This window comes from Mesorhizobium sp. L-8-3, from assembly GCF_016756615.1.
Lineage (GTDB): Bacteria > Pseudomonadota > Alphaproteobacteria > Rhizobiales > Rhizobiaceae.
This window is the reverse complement of the sequence record NZ_AP023262.1, coordinates 1609977-1628137: the sequence shown is the minus strand read 5'-3', so window position 1 is coordinate 1628137 and position 18161 is coordinate 1609977. Positions and strand designations below refer to the sequence as shown.

Here is an 18161-nt window from a genome sequence, read left to right as displayed (position 1 = left end):
TCCGCCTCCCAACCGAAGAAGGAACTCAATCATGGAATATCGACGTCTTGGCGCATCCGGTCTGAAAGTCCCCGTTCTCAGCTTCGGCGCGGGAACCTTCGGCGGAACCGGCCCGCTGTTCGGCGCCTGGGGCAACACCGACGCCAGCGAAGCCCGCCGTCTGATCGACATCTGCCTCGAAGCCGGCGTCAACCTCTTCGACACGGCGGACGTCTATTCGAACGGCGCTTCCGAGGAAGTGCTCGGCCAGGCCATCAAGGGCCGGCGCGACGCAGTGCTGATCTCGACCAAGACCTCACTGCCGATGGGCGATGGCCCCAACGACGCCGGCTCCTCCCGCTCCCGCCTGATCCGCGCTGTCGAGGACGCGCTGCGGCGGCTCGGCACCGACTACATCGACCTTTTGCAACTGCATGCCTTCGACGCCGGAACTGCGGTCGAGGAGGTTCTGTCGACCCTCGGCGACCTCGTCTCATCAGGCAAGCTGCGTTACACAGGCGTCTCCAACTTCTCAGGCTGGCAGTTGATGAAGTCGCTCGCAGCAGCGGAGCGCCACGGCTATCCGCGTTACGTCGCGAACCAGGTCTATTATTCCCTGGTCGGCCGCGACTACGAATGGGAACTGATGCCGCTGGGCCTCGACCAGGGTGTCGGCGCACTCGTATGGAGTCCCCTCGGCTGGGGTCGCCTGACAGGCAGGCTGCGCCGGGGTCAGGAACTGCCCAAGGGGAGCCGCCTTCACCAGACCGCCGATTTCGGTCCGCCCGTCGACGAGGCCTTGCTGTTCGACGTGGTCGATGTGCTGGATGCGATTGCGGCGGAAACCGGCAGGGCCGTCCCGCAGATCGCGATCAACTGGCTTCTCCAGAGGCCGACCGTCTCCTCGGTGATCATCGGCGCGCGCGACGAGACGCAACTCCGGCAGAACCTCGGCGCCGTCGGCTGGTCGCTTACCCCTGATCAGATTGCCCGACTCGATGCGGCAAGCACGGTGACGGCGCCTTATCCCTACTTCCCCTACCGCCGGCAGGAGGGCTTTGCGCGGCTCAACCCGCCGGCCGTGTAGAACTCAAGACGCTCGCGATTTCGGAGCAACGCGGCCTCACCCGCTTCCGGCTCGATGCCGTGATCGGGCCGCCGCCGGAACATCCGGGATGTGGCGAAGGATCGATCAAGTTCACGGCGCGCGAAGGCGCGCCGTGGCCGCCTCAGTGCAGGACGAACTCGCCGTCGACCTTGCGCCACTCATTGGGAGCGATCAGCCGGCGGTGCGTGTAGGTCACTGAATGGAGCGGGCCCTCCAGCTTGGCCTTCCAGAATTCGATGAAGCCGATCAGCGCAGGGAACTTCGGCGCCAGATCGTAGTCCTGCCACACAAAGGTCTGCAGCAGATGGGGGTGGTCAGGAAAATGGTAGAGAATCCTGGCCGTCGTCAGCCCATACCCTTCGAGCATCAGCTCGATCTCGCGCTTGTCAGGCATCGCGTTCCTCCGGCGCTCGGTCCTTCCTCCCGATGGAAGTGTGCGCCGCGATTGTTAATCGTCTATTGAAACGCCTTGTTTGGCAATAGGTTTCGCCTTTGAAAACAACATCTTGCCAGCAGCAGCGCCCGCTGAGTGCTGACACCACCCTTGATGAACCGCGGGCAGACCCTGCGTCATCCCGCCACGCCGAATCGAACGTCTAATATTGTGACCGGGCGCGAATTGATAATAATGCGCCCCGACGCGCCGCCGAACGGCGCAGCCGGGCTGCAACGGCCCGGGCGATTCCGGGGAGAAAACAGATGTCCGAGGTTCGTGTCCACCGTGTCCAGCCGGCTTGGAAGAAAGACGCGCTGATCGACAATGAGACCTATCTGAAATGGTATGCCGACAGCATCAAGAACCCGGACAAGTTCTGGGGCAAGCACGGCAAGCGCATCGACTGGATCAAGCCCTACACCAAGGTCAAGAACACCTCCTTCGACGGCAAGGTCTCGATCAAATGGTTCGAGGACGGCCAGCTCAACGTCTCCCAGAACTGCATCGACCGCCATCTCAAGAAACGCGGCGACCAGACCGCCATCATATGGGAAGGCGACAACCCTTATGACGACAAGAAGATCACCTACAAGGAGCTCCATGAGCATGTGTGCCGCCTGGCCAATGTGCTGAAGAAGCACGGGGTCAAGAAAGGCGACCGCGTCACCATCTACATGCCGATGATCCCCGAGACGGCCTACGCGATGCTTGCCTGCTCCCGCATCGGCGCCGTGCATTCCGTCGTCTTTGGCGGTTTCTCGCCGGATTCGCTCGCCGGGCGCATAGAGGACTGCCAGTCGACCTTCGTGATCACCGCCGACGAGGGCCTGCGCGGCGGCCGGCCGATCCCGCTCAAGGAGAACACCGACAAGGCCATCGACATCGCGGCGAAGATGGGCTGGTTGGTCAAGAACGTGCTCGTGGTGCGCCGCACTGGCGGCAAGGTCGCGTGGGCTCCGGGCCGCGATCTCTGGTACCACGACGAGGTGGCCAGCGTGAAAGCGGACTGCAAACCCGAGAAGATGAAGGCGGAGGACCCGCTGTTCATCCTCTACACCTCGGGCTCGACCGGCAAGCCCAAGGGCGTGCTGCACACGACGGGCGGCTATCTGGTCTATGCCTCGATGACGCACCAATATGTCTTCGACTACCGCGATGGAGACATCTACTGGTGCACGGCCGATGTCGGATGGGTGACCGGCCACAGCTACATCCTCTACGGGCCGCTCGCAAACGGCGCCACCACCCTGATGTTCGAAGGCGTGCCGAACTATCCGTCGCCCGCCCGCTTCTGGGAGGTGATCGACAAGCACAAGGTCAACATCTTCTACACGGCCCCGACCGCAATCCGCGCGCTGATGGGCGTCGGCGACCAGCATGTGAAGAAGACCTCGCGCAAGAGCCTTCGCGTGCTGGGCACGGTGGGCGAGCCGATCAACCCGGAAGCCTGGGAATGGTATTTCAACGTCGTCGGCGAGAAGAAATGCCCCATCGTCGACACCTGGTGGCAGACCGAGACCGGCGGCATCCTGATCACCCCGCTGCCCGGCGCCACCGATCTGAAGGCGGGCTCGGCCACGCGGCCGTTCTTCGGCGTGAAGCCGCAGCTGGTCGACAATGACGGCAAGGTGCTGGACGGTGCCGCCGACGGCAATCTCTGCATTGTCGACTCCTGGCCGGGCCAGATGCGCACGGTCTATGGCGACCATCAGCGCTTTGTGCAGACCTATTTCTCGACCTACAGGGGCAAATACTTCACCGGCGACGGCTGCCGACGCGACGAGGACGGCTACTACTGGATCACCGGCCGCGTCGACGACGTCATCAACGTGTCGGGCCATCGCATGGGCACGGCCGAAGTGGAATCCGCCCTCGTCAGCCATGACAAGGTGTCGGAGGCCGCCGTGGTGGGCTATCCGCACGACGTCAAGGGCCAGGGCATCTATTGCTATGTCACGCTGATGTCCGGCGTCAAATGGTCGGAAGAATTGCGCAAGGAGCTGATCGCCCATGTCCGCAAGGAGATCGGCGCGATCGCCGCGCCCGACAAGATCCAGTTCGCGCCCGGCCTGCCGAAGACACGCTCGGGCAAGATCATGCGCCGCATCCTGAGAAAGATCGCCGAGGACGATTTCGGCTCGCTGGGCGACACCTCGACCCTCGCCGATCCGGCCGTGGTCGACGACCTCGTCGCCAACCGTCAGAACAAGAAGGCGGCCGCCGCCTGACGACATCCGCCGGCCGGCTGCCTATCGGCGCCGGCCGGTTGTTGCTTTCATGCCGCAAGGCTCCGGAAGGCGGCCGACAGCGTCTTCACCATGTCGCGCGATCGTCGGTCGGCCAGTCGGGCATGCAGCATGATGTCGACTTCAGGCAAAAGCGGCAGGCCGAATTCGGCTCCCACCTCAACCGATCCTGGCGGCGCGACCCGCCGCGCCAAAGCGGCCACGGCGAGGCCGGCCGTGACGGCCGCCCCCAGTGCCAGCACACCGCCGCCGACGAAGACCTCCGTCCAGGCGAGGCCGGCGCCGTCGAGGGCGTTCAGTGCCATCGCCCTTATGCCGCAGGGCGCCGCCAGCGACGCAAGCCGCAGGGGCTCGCCCGGCATGTGCCGGAACGCCGGCGAGGCATACCAGCCGAACGGCTCGGCGAGCAGCTTCTCGCCGTCCGCCCGTCCGTCGCCGCGCCTGACGATGACGGCGTCGAGATCGCCGCGGTCGTGAAGGCCGATGAGCTCGTTCGACGCAGCCACCCTGATCTCCAGGACCAACGTCGGATCATGGGCGTTCATCCGGCCGAGCAGAGAAGGCAGTTCCGGCCCGGCGACATGGTCGCTGATCCCGAGCTTCAGCCTTGCCGGCGGCCTGCCGGCAAGGCCCGTCAGGGCGCGGTCATGCGTGTCAAGCAGTTGCCGCGCGGCCGGCAGGAACACGCCGCCATGGCCGGAGAGGCGGACCTGGCGCGGCGTACGTTCAAGCAGCCGGCAGTCGAGCCGCTCCTCCAGCCGCTTGAGCTTCAGGCTGACCGCGGCCTGCGACGTCTCCATGGCTTCGGCCGCGCGCGTGAAGCTGCGGAGATCGGCGACCAGGACGAATGCACGGACGGTATCGATGTCGAGCGCCGGGCCAATCATTCCAATTTCTTATTTCTGATATATCCAGTCATATGCTTTCATAATTCATGGCACTCGGCAATGCTTCGTCCAGCGATGGAGGTTCCGATGTTCATGATGCAATACACCCACCGGCTGCCTGCCGATTACGAGATGGGCCGCATCCGCGAACGTGCCGGTCTGCTCGGCAAGACGTGGGACGATACGAAAGGCCTGGGCTTCAAGGTGTTCCTCGCACAGGAGCGCGGCAATCGTGGCGCGGTCGGCAACAGTTATGCCTCGCTTTATCTCTGGCTCGAGGACGAGGCCGCGGTCGACTTCATCGCCGACGATCGTTTCAAGGCGGTGACCGGGACGTTCGGGCGCCCCGCGATCGAGACCTGGCTTCCGTTCGCCCTGCATCTCGGCCGCGCTTGCGAGGCTTCGGCGCTGCACCGCGAGGACCTGCCGATCGATGCCGGAGCGGATATTGCCGCCGTCAGGCACGCCGAAGGCGAGCGTAACATGGCCCTTGCGCGTCGCGCCGGCACATTCGCCGCCATCACCGCGATCGATTTCTCGTCATGGCGGCTGTCACGTTTCCTGCTGTCGGCCCAGGCCGTCGATCGGCCGGGAAACGGCCTTGTCCATGAGGTCCTGCATCTGGCGAAGCCGGGCATGCCGGCTTTGCTTGCGGCCGCGTGAACGAAATCGATCCGACGTTCCACCCGAACAATGGAAGGGTCACCGTTGCAGCCGTGTCTTTTGGTCTTGCGCAAGACGCTCGGACATCCCAAGTTGCTGGTGTGTCCAACAGATCGAAAGGAGGTGATCCGATGTCGAGTGATTTCGTTTTCCAGAACGTGGCCTCAGCGGATTGCCCTTTCGGGAAGCAGCCTTCCTGAAACAGAGCATGACGCGCGGTCAGTGATCGAGGCAGATCACGGCTGACGGCCGCGCCACGGACGAAAACACGGAAAGGCCGCCGGCTTCGGGAATGAAGCGGCGGCCTTTCTCTTTCCCGGGATCGAACCGGCGACATATCGGGCACGCGACCCGCAGCAGCAATCGCGGTCAGCGGCACCAGCCGCCGCGCTTGCCGCCGCTATAGGGGCGCACCAGCGCCCGGGCGAGCAGGGCCGGGCCGACGGAGAGACCATCCTGCGTCGCGACGTCCGCCAGAACGCGCCCGTAATATTTGGCGCCGCCGATATTGCTGAGCCGGATCGATGCGCCAGTGATCAGAGCGTTGAGTTCGTCGCGGGCCAGCAGTGCCGCCTCACGTTCCTTGCTGCAGCGGGCCTTCATCTCCGGCGCGTCGATGCCGCGGATGCGGATATTCACCGTCACGGAATGGCCCGGCCAGACATGCGCTTCCGCCAGGAAGGTGTCACCGTCGATGACCTCGATGACGGTGGCCTCGACCGGTCCCGGGAACGGCCTGCGCCGCGCAGCCTCGGCCGGGACGTGTAACGCGACGAGGGCGGCCGCCGCAGCGACCATTCTTCTCGTCTCCAGCCGCCGCGTGTTCGCCGCCATTCAAGGATTTTATTCCTATATGACGGATCAGGCAATGCTGCGAGTGGAACCGCAGCTCACCATCCCGCAGCGACCATTCCGCGGTGCTTCAAAGCGCGTTGCGAATGTCGGGCGGCCCGCTGCTCAAAGAGCTCCGTCAGGAACGGGATTCACGCGACCCGGCGCGGGTTCTGGATTGAGCTCTTCATCATCAAACGGCTGCGCGCTCCGAAGAGCCATGCCTTCAATGCCGGAAGTGGCGGACTCCGGTGAAGACCATGGCGATGCCGTGTTCGTCCGCTGCCGCGATCACCTCGTCGTCGCGCATCGAGCCGCCGGGCTGGATGACTGCCGTCGCGCCGGCCTCGATCGCCGACAACAGCCCGTCAGCGAAGGGGAAGAAGGCGTCGGAAGCGACGACGGATTCCTTTGCGAGGGACTCGCCGAGACCCGCCGCCTTGGTGGCGTCGTCCGCCTTGCGCGCTGCGATGCGCGAGGAATCGACGCGGCTCATCTGACCGGCGCCGATGCCGACGGTCGCGCCGCCTTTGGCGTAGACGATGGCGTTCGACTTGACATGCTTGGCCACGCGGAAGGCGAACTTCAGGTCGGCCATCTCGGCCGCAGTCGGTGCCCGGCGCGTAACCACCTTGAGGTCGATACCATCGACCACGGCATTGTCGCGCGACTGCACGAGGAGCCCGCCGGCCACCGACTTCACCGTCATGCCGGGAGCGCGCGGATCGGGCAGGCCGCCGGTGAGGAGGAGGCGCAGGTTCTTCTTCGCGGCGATGATCGCCTGCGCTTCCTCGCTCGCCTCCGGCGCGATGATGACTTCGGTGAAGACCTTCACGATCTCTTCGGCAGCCTCGGCGTCGAGCAGGCGGTTGACGGCGACGATGCCCCCGAAGGCCGAGACCGGGTCGCAGCGCAGCGCCTTCCGGTAGGCCTCCACCAGCGATTCGCCTTCGGCGACGCCGCAGGGATTGGCATGCTTGATGATCGCGACCGCGGCGGCCGCCGAGGGATCGAACTCACCCACGAGTTCGTAGGCGGCGTCGGTGTCGTTGATGTTGTTGTAGGAGAGTTGCTTGCCCTGCAATTGCCTGGCCGTGGCAACGCCCGGCCGCTTCTCGCCCGTGACATAGAAACCCGCCTGCTGGTGCGGGTTCTCACCATAACGCATGACATTGTCCAGCTTGCCCGCGAAGGCCCGCCAGGTCGGGTGCTCGACGTCGAGCGCCTCGGCGAACCAGCCCGATATCGCCGCGTCATAAGCGGCGGTGCGGGCAAAGGCCTTGGCCGCCAGCCTCTTGCGGAAGTCGAGCGACAGGCTGCCGAAGTTCATCTCCAGCGCGTTGACGACGGACGCATAGTCCTCGGGATCGGTGACGACCGCGACATAGGCATGGTTCTTGGCGGCGGCGCGCAGCATGGCCGGCCCGCCGATATCGATGTTTTCGACGACCGAGGCATAGTCGGCGCCCGAATGGCGCACCTCCTCGAAGGGATAGAGATTGACGATCACGAGGTCGATCGGCGCGATGCCGTGCTCGTTCATGGCCGCGACATGGTCGGGGTCGCCCCGTACCCCGAGCAAAGCGCCATGGACGGAAGGATGCAGCGTCTTGACCCTGCCGTCCATGATCTCCGGAAAACCCGTCAGTTCCGACACGTCGCTCACCGCAATGCCGGCCGCGGCGATCGCCTTCGCCGTGCCGCCGGTGGAGACCAACTCGACGCCGGCATGAGAAAGAGCGGCAGCAAATTCGACGAGGCCGGTCTTGTCGGAGACCGACAGAAGCGCACGGCGGACCGGAACGAGATCGGGCGCGGGAATGTTCTTCGATGCGACCGCCATGGCGGAGTTCCCCTATATACCGTATCGGCCCGAGAACCAGGGTTCGGAAGGCGCGATGCGTGGCTTCAAACCGCTGGAGCGCCCATTGTGCTCTCCGATGAACACGCCACGCTCCAGCCTTCGCGCGCGGCCTAACACATGAACGGCCGAAGCGAAACGGAGAAAGCCAAGGGCATTTTGAATGCGCCGCCAGATTGAGCCTTTCCAACGCCACCGCATCGTGTTCGGATCGCTTTCCCCGTGGTTCACCACGGCGCATTCATGCCTCGTTTTAAAGACGCGATAATGCGATACCCGGACTGACAGACCCGCGTCGTCCTGTAAAAAACTGGGAATTTACAGGACAAGCCTGTTTTTCGGCGGCGCGCGAGCCATCGACGAATGATGATACTCGTCGCCGTCAAACGAACTTCAACGGACTGGCCGGACGCACTTTTCGAAGTTGAAATGATCCGTCAGAAAATCGGCGAGGCCGGCCCTGTCGTCAATGGAAAAGCAGGCGGGGCAGCAAGAAGTGATGCGATAGGTTCCAACCTTTGACCGTCGTGCCGCCCCTCACACCAACGGCCGGAGGTCGTGTCGACTGTGCGCTTCTCTCCCGACCGGCGAAGGGTCGCCCGGCCTCGCAGGATAGGAAGGGCGCAACGCTAGGTGCGGCGCTGCGCCTGATCAGGCCCCTCGCCCCGCTCTAGGCTGCGATAATAGTCCGCGAGCATCTTGCCGCGCTCCGGGCGGAAGGTGCGTCCGGCGCATTTGACCGAACCGATGCGGTCGATGCGGAAGGCCCGGAAATCATTACGCATTTCGCACCAGGCGATCAGCGTCCAGACCTTACCCCAGAACCACAGGCCGAGCGGCCGCACCTCGCGGGCCGTGCCGCGCCCTGCCTCGTCGCTGTAGTCGAGTTCCAGCACGTCGCGTTTCTCGACGGCCCGTTCGATCAGGTCGATGGCCTCGCGATCGGCGTCGGTCACCACCCACATCGGCGTGTGGATCTCGGTGCGGGCGATACGGTCCTTCTCGGCGTCCGGCAGGACCGCGCCGATCTTGACCAGCGCCTCCTCGGCGGCGCGCGCCATTGCAGCCCCTCCGAAAGCGCGCACCATGCGGGCGCCGGCGACCAGGGCGACGATCTCATCCCTTGTGAACATAAGCGGCGGAAGGTCGAAACCCTCCCTCATCATGTAGCCTACGCCCGCTTCGCCATCGATCGGCACTCCGGTGGATTGGAGATCGGCGATGTCGCGATAGATCGTGCGTTCGGAAACCTCCAACCACACACCGAGCTTCTGCGCAGTGACGAGGCGCCCGCCACGCAGATGCTGGACGATCTGGAACAGCCGGTCGGCGCGTCTCATGCGGGCAGGCCCTCTTCACGGCGTCTCTGATGCACGAACTCGGCACCGAAGGAGAGACGCCCGGTTGTCGGTGTGGCGGCGTCGAGCACGCGCCAGAATGGCGTGATATCTTCGAGAGGCGCGCCGCGCTCAAGAGCCTCATGCGCGGCCTCCGCGACGGTCCGCAGATGGTAGCCGGTGTAGATCGGGCAGGTCACCTCGGTATCGTGACGCTCGGCCAGCATCTTGCGCATGGCCTTGACGTCGACATGGCTACCCCGCGGAATGGAGCGCATGAACTCGTCGACCAGTTTCGGCGTGGGCACGAGCATGATCTCGCCCGCCTTCATGCCGGCGATGCTCATCGGCACCGGCTTGATCTCTACACGGGCCGGCGCGTTGAACTTTTCGGTCCAGCTTTTCATGGTCCAAGCCTTCGACTTCGGCCGGAATCCGGCTCCGCCGCTCAGACGAACAACCCGAAGCTGTTGCCGTCGGGGTCGATACAATAGACGAAACTGCCTGAAGGCACAGCAAGGATCGGCGAAACCACCTGGCCGCCATTCTCCTTCACGCGTTCCATGGCGCTCTCGAGCGGCGCGGCGACGAAAAGGTGGACCGTGGGCCCCGTCCCGTCCCCGGCCGGCTTGCCCGGATAGAGATGACCGGCCAGTTTCTCGTCCTCGCTCGGAAAGATGGCGATCGGATTGGGATCACCCTCGATGACGGGGATCTCGGTCTGCAGCACGGCGCCGTAGAACGCGCGCGCCCGATCGAGGTCGCGCACCGGTATCTCGAACCAGGCCGATGCGCGGGCGGGCACGTATGACGTCATCGCATGGTCTCCTCTTCGGACTGCATCTGTCGCATGATTCTCCTGACAGCATTCTGTCAGGAGGATTGGCGGGAGACGTACTCCCTGGCAAAGATGGTCGGCATGTGCGCGAGCTGCGCTTCTTCTTCCGGAAACAGCGTCTCAAGATATCGATGCGCAAAGGTTCCAGGTGCGGAACCGGGCGCAGACACCACGTTCCTGTCGGCGACGGCATGCGGCACGTCCTGGTATAGCGCGGCGCCCGCATAGCCCGGTAGCTTCTCCAGTAGCCAGGAACGACCGTTGCTGGTGTGGCGGGCCGCGGCGAACAGGCCGGCGCGCGCCAGCGGCAGGGTGCCGGCACAGATACCGCCGACGACTCCGCCGCGCGCGACGACGGCCTTGATAAGCGCCGATATGTCGGGCGCCTCGGCGGTCGGCCACAGTTCGGAGCCCACCACCGCGATTGCGTCGAGATCGCGATTCTCGCCGGCATCGAGACACAGGTCCGGGACGAGGCGGAAACCGCTCGCCGACACCACCTGCTCTCCGGAAGGCGAAAGCGAAAGGGTGCTGGCGCCGAACCACTCGACCGCGGACGCGGCCAGCAGACCGTATTCCCAATCGGCGAAGCGATCGATGAAGACGAAGCCGATTGTCTTCGACGCCATGGCCGGCATCCCGTTCCGCTCAGGCGCGCCGTGCGCGACGGGCGGCATAGGCGTCTGGCCAGCCGATGTCTTTGCGGATTTCCCTGGGCAGCGAGCTGATGAGCTGCTCGGTGCGAATCTCCTCGCGCATCCGCCTTATCCGGTGGAAATAGTCGCGGGCGATCCCGATCGGATTCAAAGCGTTCATGACAAGTCTCCCTGACGTTACGGCAGCACTATCGCACACCGCTCCTGACAGCAGTCTGTCAGGAGCTGACAGGCCCCGCGCGCCCATGTCATTTCCCGGAACCGCTGCACTCCTTCGGGAGACGCGGCTCAGGGACAGGCGCTTGCGAGCAGCTCGACGGCGTGCTTCAGCTCAGTTGCGTTCAGGCTGCCGAAACCGACGCGGAAGGCTTCCGGCGGATTGGCCGGATCGAGAGCGAAGCGGATGCCCGGCATGACGGAGAGGCCGAGCGCTGCAGCCTTGCCCGCCCAGCTCTCGGCGCTCAGGCCTTGCTCCAGCCGCAGCCAGAGCGCCAGACCGCCGGCGGGAACTGTGAAGGACACCTTGTCGCCGAGCGCCTCCGTCAGCAGCCCGGCCAGACAGGCCCGCCGCTCGGCATAGATGCGCCGCGCCTTGCGCGCATGCCGGCGCATCGTTCCATCCTCGATCAGCGCGGCGAGCGCCTGTTCCAGCGGCTGGTCGCCCTGCCGGTCGATCGCCTCGCGCCGATCCGCCATGCGCTGCAGGAGGGCACCGCTCGCCACCGCGTAGCCGACCCTTATGCCTGGTGCGAGCAATTTGGAAAGCGAGCCGACATAGACCACGCGAAGCTCCTGGTCCGCACGTGCGGCGAGCGGCAGGACGGGACGACCGTCGAAGCGGTATTCGTGGTCATAGTCGTCCTCGATGACGGTGAGGCCATGGCGACGGGCGATCTCCATCAGCTTCAGCCGACGGCCGGCGCCGAGCGTCACCGTGGTCGGATACTGGTGATGCGGCGTGGCGTAGACGGCCTTCAGCCCCGGCTCACTCAGCGCAAGCTCCGACAGCCGCCCGATATCGAGGCCGCCGCCGTCGACCGGAATTCCGACGATCCGTGCCCCGGCGGCGCGGAATGCCGCCCAGGCCAGCGGATAGCCCGGGACTTCGACGGCGATCGTCTGCCCGGGCTCCAGGGCGGCACTGGCCGCGAGAAAGAGCGCCATCTGGCTGCCGCGCGTGACCAGCACCTCGTCGGCCGAGATGACGAGCCCGCGCTCATCCCCAAGATAGCCGGCCAGGGCCTGCCGGAGCGCAGGGCTGCCCCTGACATCGCCATAGGACCCGGCTGCGAGGAAAGCCGGTGCGGCGAGCGCCCGACGAAACGCCCGGGCGAGATCCGCCGATGGAAGCAGCCTCGGATCGGGCGACCCGTCGCAGAAGTTGATCGTCGGCCTCGGCGTCGTGGCCCTTGTTTCCACTGGGACCGCGCGGCGCCCGCGCCCCGCAGCCGCGCTCAGCTCGGGCAGGTCATGCGCGACGAAGGTGCCACGCGACGGTTCGGCGACCAGCCAACCTTGCATGAGAAGCTCGTGATAGGCGGCGTCCACCGTATTGCGATTGAGACCAAGGCTTCTCGCCAGCCCACGCGTCCCGGGGAGCGGATCGCCCGGCTTCAGCCGGCCCCGCTCGATTTCGGTCACGATCGCGGCGGCGAGCTCGAGGAACACGGCCTGCCTGCCGTCTCCCTTCAGCTCGATCGCGATGGCATTGCCCCTGATCAAACCGGCCTACCTCGTTTGGCGAAACCGGACCTTTTGGACCAGCCGGCGAAGGGCTATCGCATGTTGCCTGTGCCGCGGCAAGCCCGCCGCGGAAAACCCAAGGAGGATTTGAAATGGCCGAGAAAGCCGTCTTCCACCATGCTGGTTGTGCCGTCTGCGTCGATGCGGAACGCCGTTTTGCCACCGCACTGGACAGCAAATTCTACGATGTCGATGTGGTCCATCTCGGGCAGGACAAGACACGCATCGCCGAGGCGCAGGCGGCCGGCGTCAGGTCGGTTCCGGCCTTCGTGATCGACGGCAATTTCTATCACATCAATCACGGGGCGGACCTGTCGGCGCTGCGCTGACGGCAGGGGCGAGCGATGAAGACGGCGGTAGCGATCAGGCACGTCCATTTCGAGGATCTCGGCACGCTTGAGGCGGTCCTGGCCGGGGCAGGCTACAAGCTTCTTTATCACGACGTCGGCGTGGTCGATCTGTCGGCCATCGATCCGCTGAGGCCGGACCTGCTCGTGGTGCTTGGCGGCCCGGTCGGGGTCTATGACGCCGACGCCTATCCTTTCCTCGACCTCGAGAAGGACATGCTGGCAATGCGGCTCGCCGCCGGACGCCCGACCTTCGGCATCTGCCTGGGCGCCCAGCTGATCGCCGCGGCGCTCGGCGCCCGGGTGGCGCCCACCAGCCTCAAGGAAATCGGCTTTTCGGAGCTTGCCCTGACGGCGGCGGGTAGCGCCGGTCCGCTTCGGCATCTCGAAGGCACCGCGGTGCTGCACTGGCACGGCGATGCCTTCGCCATCCCCGACGGAGCGTCTCATCTCGCGGCGACGGCTGCCTGTGCGAACCAGGCCTTCGCGCTGGGCCCAAACGTACTTGCCCTGCAGTTCCATGCCGAGGCGCAGGCTTGCACGGGCCTGGAGCGCTGGCTGATCGGCCACGCGGCCGAGCTTGCGGCATCAGGCATCGACCCACGCACCATCCGCGCCGATGCGGCCCGTTTCGGTCCCGCGCTGCGCAAGGCGGCGCGCGCCATGTTCACGGAATGGCTCGAAGGGCTGGATGCCTGAAACGGGCGATGCGGAAGGACGACGGAAATAAAGCCATGAGCAGCATTGCCGACAATCTGACCAGGCTGCGTGGCCGGATCGGCGATGCGGCGGCGCGCTCAGGCCGCACTCCCGACGCGGTGCGGCTGGTCCTCGTGACCAAGACCGTGCCGCCCGAGCGGGTGCGCGAAGCGATTGCCGCCGGCCAGCGGGATCTCGGCGAGAACAAGGTCCAGGAAGGATGGGGCAAGGCCGAAGCGCTCGCCGGCGAGCGCGTCCGCTGGAGCATGATCGGCCATCTGCAGAGCAACAAGGTCAAGGACGTGCTGCGTTTTTCCGACGAGGTACAGTCGCTCGACCGGCTGTCGCTCGCCGTGGCGCTGGAGAAGCGCCTGCAGCATCTCGGCCGCGGGCTCGACGTTCTGGTTCAGGTGAACACGTCCGGCGAGGCCAGCAAATACGGCCTCGCGCCGGAAGAGGTACCGGGCTTCCTTTCCGATCTCGCCCGCTTCGACGCGCTTCGCCCACGCGGCTTCATGACGCTGGCGCGCTTCACGCCTGACTTGGATGAGGTGCGCCGCTGTTTTCGTGTGCTGCGCGCCGTCCGCGACCGGGCCCGGCAGGACGCGCCGCAGAGTGGGGCGCTCGCCGAACTCTCCATGGGCATGTCCGGGGATTTCGAGATTGCCATCGAGGAGGGCGCGACGACCGTGCGTGTGGGCCAGGCGGTGTTCGGGGCGAGGCAGCTGCCGGACTCCCACTACTGGCCCGATGCCTTTCCGGCGGTCGTCAAGGCCTGACGGACCGGGGCAGGTGCGCGGCGCGGTCAGAACGGACGAGCGGCCCAGCCTGCGCGGGGCGCGCGATCACGGCTCATTGGCCATTCCGGCGGGTGCCCGGCTCCACCGCTCCTTCTGCTTCCTTTGATCGGCTTGGACGCTGTCCACTGACTGGAAATAGAAAGCCTTGGGCTGAGCGCGTATTCCAGTGATGCTGGACGGTGATTCCGATCTGAAGCCGGACAGTCGGCGTGCCTATGGGCCGTTTGGAGTTTTGGCCGGAACGCAGTTCGCGGTCAAGCCAGGGTCGTTTCCGCAGTGGTCGCGGAGCGCCGCTTTCGCATGCCCTCGCCGCTGAGTTCGATGCGGTAAGCGTTGTGCACGAGGCGGTCGAGAATGGCATCGGCAATGGTCGGATGTCGATCATGTCGTACCAGTGATCGACGGGCACCTGGCTGGTGACGATGGTGGACCGCCTCTCGTACCGGTCCTCGATGATTTCCAGGAGGTGCGCGGCGCTCGACATGACGCGTCCCTTCGAGGCCGTGGCGGCCAAAAGATCGCAAAAGAGTCGAGCAGGGAAGGAAGCCGCGATAGGGCGGAAGCGCCCCGCGTCGGGCGAGGATATGCGGCCCGGTTCTGATATATCAATCCCCTGGCTCGGTATATTTCCGCGCGGGAACCATACATATATCAGGACTCTCATATACGCCTTGCGCACATAATAAGTATGTGCTTATCATAAGCTATGAATTATGATTATGCAGGCATGGTGGCGCTGGCCGACCCCACAAGGCGCAGGGTTTTTGAACTGCTCGCAGAGAGACCGCGTTCGGTCGCGGAACTGACCCACCTGCTGCCGGTGTCGCAGCCGGCAGTCTCGCAGCACCTCAAGGTGCTCCGGGAAGCCACCCTCGTTCGGGCCGAGGCGCGCGGGGCCAGCAATATCTATCACCTCGACCCGCATGGACTTGGGCTGATGCGTGCATGGATCGACCGCATGTGGGGCGATGCCCTGGAAGCCTTCCAACGGGAAATCAACCTGACTCAGGAGGAGAAGCCATGACTGTCGTGATCAAGCCGGCGCCTGTGAAGAAATCCGTGACGGTCGACGCGCCGATCGCGCGCGCCTTCGATGTGTTCACCGCAGGGTTCGGCCGATAGTGGCCGGCCACGCATTCGATCGGAAAGTCGCCGATCAAGAACGCGATCATGGAGCAGAGGACCGGCGGGCGCTGGTATGAGATCGGCGAGGACGGCAGCGAGTGCCAGTGGGGCGAGGTGCTGGCAGGGAGCCTCCGACGCGGGTGCTTCTTGCCTGGCGGATCGGCATGAACTGGCAGTTCGATCCCAATCTGTTGACGGAGGTCGATGTTCGCTTCACCGCGCTCGGCGGCGAGAGCACTCGGGTCGACCTCGAGCACCGGCTCCTCGAAAACATGGGCGAGGAGGCCGGGACGGCGCGCGAAGTCTTCGAGTCCGAACGCGGCTGGGGCAACCTGCTGGCGGCTTACCATGCAGCGGCAGAAAACAGTTGATCGACAGGGATGACGCGAGGACGCTGAGCTGACATGCCGCGTCCAGGACCAGGCTTGGCCTATCCGGCCGCGCCCGGATGATTCTCAGCGCTCGTTCCGGGACATGTGGCCCATCCTGCCTGCCCGGCTTTCGAGCCAAAGGGGCGCGAACGCACCTTCGTCGCCTCCGGCGGCCGATTTCATCGACCGCTGGTATGGCCTGGGCTGCTGGAATATTCTGCGCTGCCGAGTTGCCAGGATTTGGGCGAACATCCGGCGAGGGCTGCGGGCGGCACCGCTTTTCGCGTAGAGGGTTTGCATGGAGATCGACAACGACAGAATCGATGATGCGGCCCTGGGTCTGCTTTGGTTGACGTTGCATGATGACAGGCGCGCCTGGAGGGGGCTGGATTGGGACGTCCTGGATCGCTTGTACGAGAAGGGGTTGATCATGAATCCGGCAAACAAGGCGAAGTCGGTGGTTCTGACCGACGAAGGCCTGCGGCGTTCGGAGGAGTTGTTCCGCATGCTGTTCACGCGGCCGGCGCCATAAGCGCTTGGCGGGCAGCGTCGCAGGCAGGACCTGTGCCTTGCCTTGCCGTGCTTCCTGTCCGATCGGGACCGGGTGCGCTACACCTTTTCCGCGATTCGACAATCCGCTGCGAAACCGTCGACGGGACGATGGTGCGACGTTCCGCGAGCGCGCCACCGTAGGCTTACCGCAGGAACACCTATCGACCAGTTCAAACGCAAACGGCCCGCCGGGAAGGCGGGCCGTTTGCGATCGGTTTGGTTGCGGGGACTCGCAACACCCGATTCCTGCGATTGGTTGAGGTGGCTGTTCCGCGGTTAGCGGCCTAGCTTTTCGACGTAAGTCCAGTTCGAATCCCTCCCGCTCCGCCATTTCAGACCAGAAATGGGCACTGATACCTCACTCGTGCCCGTCAATCCTCAGCAGCTCACACCCCCTTGTGCGGCGAGTGCCCGCGGTTGTGGTAAAACCCACCCATCGCGCCTATGGGACGCTGCTTGGGATCGTCGATCCTCGCGGATAGCCACCTGGAAGACGAAGGACTTCGAGGGCTTGTTCGACCGCGCGCGGCCCATCGTGGGCCATGGGGGTTTGTGGCATCCAGACGCGGCCGCAGGGCTTCTCTGCCTTGCCTGACCTTCTTCTCGCACGCGACCCTGCGTTTGCTCTTGCCAAACAACGAACTCTCGAAGCCGTGAGATATGTGACTCAGATCTTGACCATCGCCTTGCCGAAATGGCGCCCGGCCAACATGTCGATGAAGGCTTGGGGAGCGTTCTCGATCCCCTCGGTGATATGTTCGCAGTGCGTGAACAGGCCAGCTTGCGACCATTCCAGCGCCTTGCACACGAACTCCGGAATCCGGTCGAAATAGCGGGAAGCCCGGAAGCCTTCGATCCGCAGCGATTTGTAGACGGCGGGCCAGAGGCTGGGACCAGGCAGGAAGCCGTCGTCGCGGCTGTATTCCGAGACCAGACCGCAGACGATCACGCGCCCGTCCTGATTCATGCGGTCGTAGACGGCGCGCAGGATGTCGCCGCCCACATTCTCGAAGCCGACATCTACCCCGTCAGGACATGCGGCATCGAGCTGCTCCAGGAAATCCGCCGCCTTGTAGTCGACGCATGCATCGAAACCATAGGCATCGACGACGGCGCGACATTTTGCGGCTCCCCCGGCTATACCGACCGCACGAGCGCCCAGGATCTTTGCGATCTGGCCAACCGCGGCCCCGGTCGCGCCGGCCGCGGCCGAAACCACCACTGTCTCGCCCGGCTTTGGGCGGCCCAGTTCGACCAGGCCGACATAGGCGGTGAAGGATGATAGACCGAGCAGACTCAGCCACCGCGGCAGCGCCGCGCGTTCCGGATCGATGCGCCGCGCCTCCGAACCCTGCACGGTGGCATGGCTCTGCCAGCCGAACATGCCGAACACATGGTCGCCGGGCCGGTGCAGCGGACTGCGCGATTCCAGCACCACACCCAAGGCCGGCGACGGGATAGTGGCGTTGAGCGGAACGGCCCCGGCGTAGGCCGAGACCTCGTTCATGCGAGGCCGCAACGCCGGATCGAGCGAAAGATAGGTCGTCTCCACAAGGATCTCGCCCTCGTTTGGAATAGCGATAGGGGCTGTGGCGATATGAAAATCCTCGCGCCTCGGCTGACCCAGAGGCCTCGCGGCAAGCCTGACGTGCGTCGCAGATCGCACGGCCGCGATATTCATC

The 18161-nt window shown here is 64.9% G+C and carries 21 protein-coding genes and 1 pseudogene; 10 read left to right on the top strand and 12 right to left on the bottom strand.

From position 1 onward, the window contains the following. Positions 1-31 precede the first annotated feature (31 nt). Positions 32-1066: an aldo/keto reductase gene (locus JN302_RS07585; protein WP_202310956.1), complete on the top strand. Its 1035-nt coding sequence runs from the start codon at positions 32-34 to the stop codon at positions 1064-1066. Positions 1067-1208: 142 nt separating this feature from the next. On the opposite strand, the gene JN302_RS07580 is transcribed toward JN302_RS07585, so the two are convergent. Continuing rightward, positions 1209-1481: an usg protein gene (locus JN302_RS07580; protein WP_202310955.1), complete on the bottom strand. Its 273-nt coding sequence runs from the start codon at positions 1479-1481 to the stop codon at positions 1209-1211. 305 nt (positions 1482-1786) lie between these two features. Between JN302_RS07580 and acs the strand changes: the two genes are divergently transcribed. Next, positions 1787-3751: an acetate--CoA ligase gene (acs, locus tag JN302_RS07575; protein ID WP_202310954.1), complete on the top strand. Its 1965-nt coding sequence runs from the start codon at positions 1787-1789 to the stop codon at positions 3749-3751. Between the two features lie 47 nt (positions 3752-3798). On the opposite strand, the gene JN302_RS07570 is transcribed toward acs, so the two are convergent. Beyond that, positions 3799-4656, bottom strand: a complete 858-nt coding sequence (locus tag JN302_RS07570; RefSeq protein ID WP_202332479.1) for a LysR family transcriptional regulator — start codon at positions 4654-4656, stop codon at positions 3799-3801. An 87-nt stretch (positions 4657-4743) separates the two neighbouring features. Between JN302_RS07570 and JN302_RS07565 the strand changes: the two genes are divergently transcribed. Further along, on the top strand, positions 4744-5319 hold the full coding sequence (locus JN302_RS07565; RefSeq protein WP_202310953.1) for a DUF4865 family protein: 576 nt from the start codon (positions 4744-4746) through the stop codon (positions 5317-5319). A gap of 369 nt (positions 5320-5688) precedes the next feature. On the opposite strand, the gene JN302_RS07560 is transcribed toward JN302_RS07565, so the two are convergent. Then, on the bottom strand, positions 5689-6117 hold the full coding sequence (locus JN302_RS07560; protein ID WP_244846245.1) for a thermonuclease family protein: 429 nt from the start codon (positions 6115-6117) through the stop codon (positions 5689-5691). Positions 6118-6376: 259 nt separating this feature from the next. Further along, positions 6377-7993, bottom strand: coding sequence for a bifunctional phosphoribosylaminoimidazolecarboxamide formyltransferase/IMP cyclohydrolase (gene purH / locus JN302_RS07555; protein WP_202310951.1), 1617 nt, complete (start codon positions 7991-7993; stop codon positions 6377-6379). 381 nt (positions 7994-8374) lie between these two features. Here purH and JN302_RS07550 point away from each other — a divergent pair, with 381 nt between their 5' ends. Next, a complete protein-coding gene (locus tag JN302_RS07550; protein ID WP_202310950.1) occupies positions 8375-8533 on the top strand; it encodes a hypothetical protein in 159 nt (52 codons plus the stop codon). 107 nt (positions 8534-8640) lie between these two features. Here the strand turns inward: JN302_RS07550 and JN302_RS07545 are convergent, their stop codons facing one another. From JN302_RS07545 to pdxR, 6 genes are all read right to left on the bottom strand, one after another. Next, positions 8641-9351, bottom strand: a complete 711-nt coding sequence (locus JN302_RS07545) for a helix-turn-helix transcriptional regulator (RefSeq protein WP_202310949.1) — start codon at positions 9349-9351, stop codon at positions 8641-8643. Then, on the bottom strand, positions 9348-9755 hold the full coding sequence (locus tag JN302_RS07540; protein ID WP_202332477.1) for a hypothetical protein: 408 nt from the start codon (positions 9753-9755) through the stop codon (positions 9348-9350). Before JN302_RS07540 ends, JN302_RS07545 begins: the two co-directional genes overlap by 4 nt. Positions 9756-9796: 41 nt before the next feature. Next, positions 9797-10165, bottom strand: a complete 369-nt coding sequence (locus tag JN302_RS07535) for a VOC family protein (RefSeq protein ID WP_202310947.1) — start codon at positions 10163-10165, stop codon at positions 9797-9799. Between the two features lie 56 nt (positions 10166-10221). After that, positions 10222-10863: a DJ-1/PfpI family protein gene (locus JN302_RS07530; RefSeq protein ID WP_244743058.1), complete on the bottom strand. Its 642-nt coding sequence runs from the start codon at positions 10861-10863 to the stop codon at positions 10222-10224. Beyond that, the gene (locus JN302_RS07525; protein ID WP_202310946.1) at positions 10835-11002 is read right to left on the bottom strand and encodes a hypothetical protein; all 168 of its coding nucleotides are present in this window, start codon (positions 11000-11002) and stop codon (positions 10835-10837) included. The genes JN302_RS07530 and JN302_RS07525 overlap by 29 nt, the downstream gene beginning before the upstream one ends. Positions 11003-11130: 128 nt before the next feature. After that, entirely contained in the window at positions 11131-12564 is a 1434-nt protein-coding gene (gene pdxR, locus JN302_RS07520) for a MocR-like pyridoxine biosynthesis transcription factor PdxR (RefSeq protein ID WP_202310945.1), read from the bottom strand. 113 nt (positions 12565-12677) lie between these two features. Here pdxR and JN302_RS07515 point away from each other — a divergent pair, with 113 nt between their 5' ends. The 3 genes from JN302_RS07515 to JN302_RS07505 are packed head-to-tail and all read left to right on the top strand — an operon-like array spanning position 12678 to position 14410. Further along, the gene (locus JN302_RS07515) at positions 12678-12914 is read left to right on the top strand and encodes a thioredoxin family protein (RefSeq protein WP_202310944.1); all 237 of its coding nucleotides are present in this window, start codon (positions 12678-12680) and stop codon (positions 12912-12914) included. Between the two features lie 15 nt (positions 12915-12929). Then, a complete protein-coding gene (locus JN302_RS07510) occupies positions 12930-13631 on the top strand; it encodes a glutamine amidotransferase (protein ID WP_202310943.1) in 702 nt (233 codons plus the stop codon). 8 nt (positions 13632-13639) lie between these two features. Continuing rightward, entirely contained in the window at positions 13640-14410 is a 771-nt protein-coding gene (locus JN302_RS07505; protein ID WP_202332476.1) for a YggS family pyridoxal phosphate-dependent enzyme, read from the top strand. Positions 14411-14685: 275 nt separating this feature from the next. Here the strand turns inward: JN302_RS07505 and JN302_RS07500 are convergent. Further along, positions 14686-14897 (bottom strand): annotated as a pseudogene (locus JN302_RS07500) (ATP-binding protein); the annotation flags it as partial. Between the two features lie 240 nt (positions 14898-15137). Between JN302_RS07500 and JN302_RS07495 the strand changes: the two are divergent. The 3 genes from JN302_RS07495 to JN302_RS07485 all read left to right on the top strand — a co-directional run bounded on the left by JN302_RS07495 (position 15138) and on the right by JN302_RS07485 (position 16459). Then, positions 15138-15455, top strand: a complete 318-nt coding sequence (locus JN302_RS07495; RefSeq protein ID WP_202310941.1) for an ArsR/SmtB family transcription factor — start codon at positions 15138-15140, stop codon at positions 15453-15455. Between the two features lie 265 nt (positions 15456-15720). Further along, complete coding sequence (locus tag JN302_RS39060; RefSeq protein WP_244846244.1) at positions 15721-15927, top strand: hypothetical protein; 207 nt, start codon at positions 15721-15723, stop codon at positions 15925-15927. 298 nt (positions 15928-16225) lie between these two features. Next, complete coding sequence (locus tag JN302_RS07485) at positions 16226-16459, top strand: DUF6429 family protein (RefSeq protein WP_202310939.1); 234 nt, start codon at positions 16226-16228, stop codon at positions 16457-16459. Between the two features lie 687 nt (positions 16460-17146). On the opposite strand, the gene JN302_RS07480 is transcribed toward JN302_RS07485, so the two are convergent. Beyond that, on the bottom strand, positions 17147-18160 hold the full coding sequence (locus tag JN302_RS07480) for an NADP-dependent oxidoreductase (protein ID WP_202310938.1): 1014 nt from the start codon (positions 18158-18160) through the stop codon (positions 17147-17149). Position 18161: the final 1 nt, after the last annotated feature.

Bases quoted from the DNA above. Each gene is read 5' to 3' on its own strand.
- JN302_RS07495 (WP_202310941.1), top strand. From the start codon at position 15,138: ATGAATTATGATTATGCAGGCATGGTGGCGCTGGCCGACCCCACAAGG.
- JN302_RS07545 (WP_202310949.1), bottom strand. From the start codon at position 9,351: ATGAGACGCGCCGACCGGCTGTTCCAGATCGTCCAGCATCTGCGTGGC.
- JN302_RS07535 (WP_202310947.1), bottom strand. From the start codon at position 10,165: ATGACGTCATACGTGCCCGCCCGCGCATCGGCCTGGTTCGAGATACCG.
- JN302_RS07505 (WP_202332476.1), top strand. From the start codon at position 13,640: ATGCGGAAGGACGACGGAAATAAAGCCATGAGCAGCATTGCCGACAAT.
- JN302_RS07550 (WP_202310950.1), top strand. From the start codon at position 8,375: ATGATGATACTCGTCGCCGTCAAACGAACTTCAACGGACTGGCCGGAC.
- JN302_RS07525 (WP_202310946.1), bottom strand. From the start codon at position 11,002: ATGAACGCTTTGAATCCGATCGGGATCGCCCGCGACTATTTCCACCGG.
- JN302_RS07480 (WP_202310938.1), bottom strand. From the start codon at position 18,160: ATGAATATCGCGGCCGTGCGATCTGCGACGCACGTCAGGCTTGCCGCG.
- JN302_RS07540 (WP_202332477.1), bottom strand. From the start codon at position 9,755: ATGAAAAGCTGGACCGAAAAGTTCAACGCGCCGGCCCGTGTAGAGATC.
- JN302_RS07530 (WP_244743058.1), bottom strand. From the start codon at position 10,863: ATGCCGCCCGTCGCGCACGGCGCGCCTGAGCGGAACGGGATGCCGGCC.
- JN302_RS07565 (WP_202310953.1), top strand. From the start codon at position 4,744: ATGTTCATGATGCAATACACCCACCGGCTGCCTGCCGATTACGAGATG.
- purH (WP_202310951.1), bottom strand. From the start codon at position 7,993: ATGGCGGTCGCATCGAAGAACATTCCCGCGCCCGATCTCGTTCCGGTC.
- JN302_RS07515 (WP_202310944.1), top strand. From the start codon at position 12,678: ATGGCCGAGAAAGCCGTCTTCCACCATGCTGGTTGTGCCGTCTGCGTC.
- JN302_RS07485 (WP_202310939.1), top strand. From the start codon at position 16,226: ATGGAGATCGACAACGACAGAATCGATGATGCGGCCCTGGGTCTGCTT.
- JN302_RS07570 (WP_202332479.1), bottom strand. From the start codon at position 4,656: ATGATTGGCCCGGCGCTCGACATCGATACCGTCCGTGCATTCGTCCTG.
- JN302_RS39060 (WP_244846244.1), top strand. From the start codon at position 15,721: ATGAACTGGCAGTTCGATCCCAATCTGTTGACGGAGGTCGATGTTCGC.
- JN302_RS07560 (WP_244846245.1), bottom strand. From the start codon at position 6,117: ATGGTCGCTGCGGCGGCCGCCCTCGTCGCGTTACACGTCCCGGCCGAG.
- JN302_RS07580 (WP_202310955.1), bottom strand. From the start codon at position 1,481: ATGCCTGACAAGCGCGAGATCGAGCTGATGCTCGAAGGGTATGGGCTG.
- acs (WP_202310954.1), top strand. From the start codon at position 1,787: ATGTCCGAGGTTCGTGTCCACCGTGTCCAGCCGGCTTGGAAGAAAGAC.
- JN302_RS07510 (WP_202310943.1), top strand. From the start codon at position 12,930: ATGAAGACGGCGGTAGCGATCAGGCACGTCCATTTCGAGGATCTCGGC.
- JN302_RS07585 (WP_202310956.1), top strand. From the start codon at position 32: ATGGAATATCGACGTCTTGGCGCATCCGGTCTGAAAGTCCCCGTTCTC.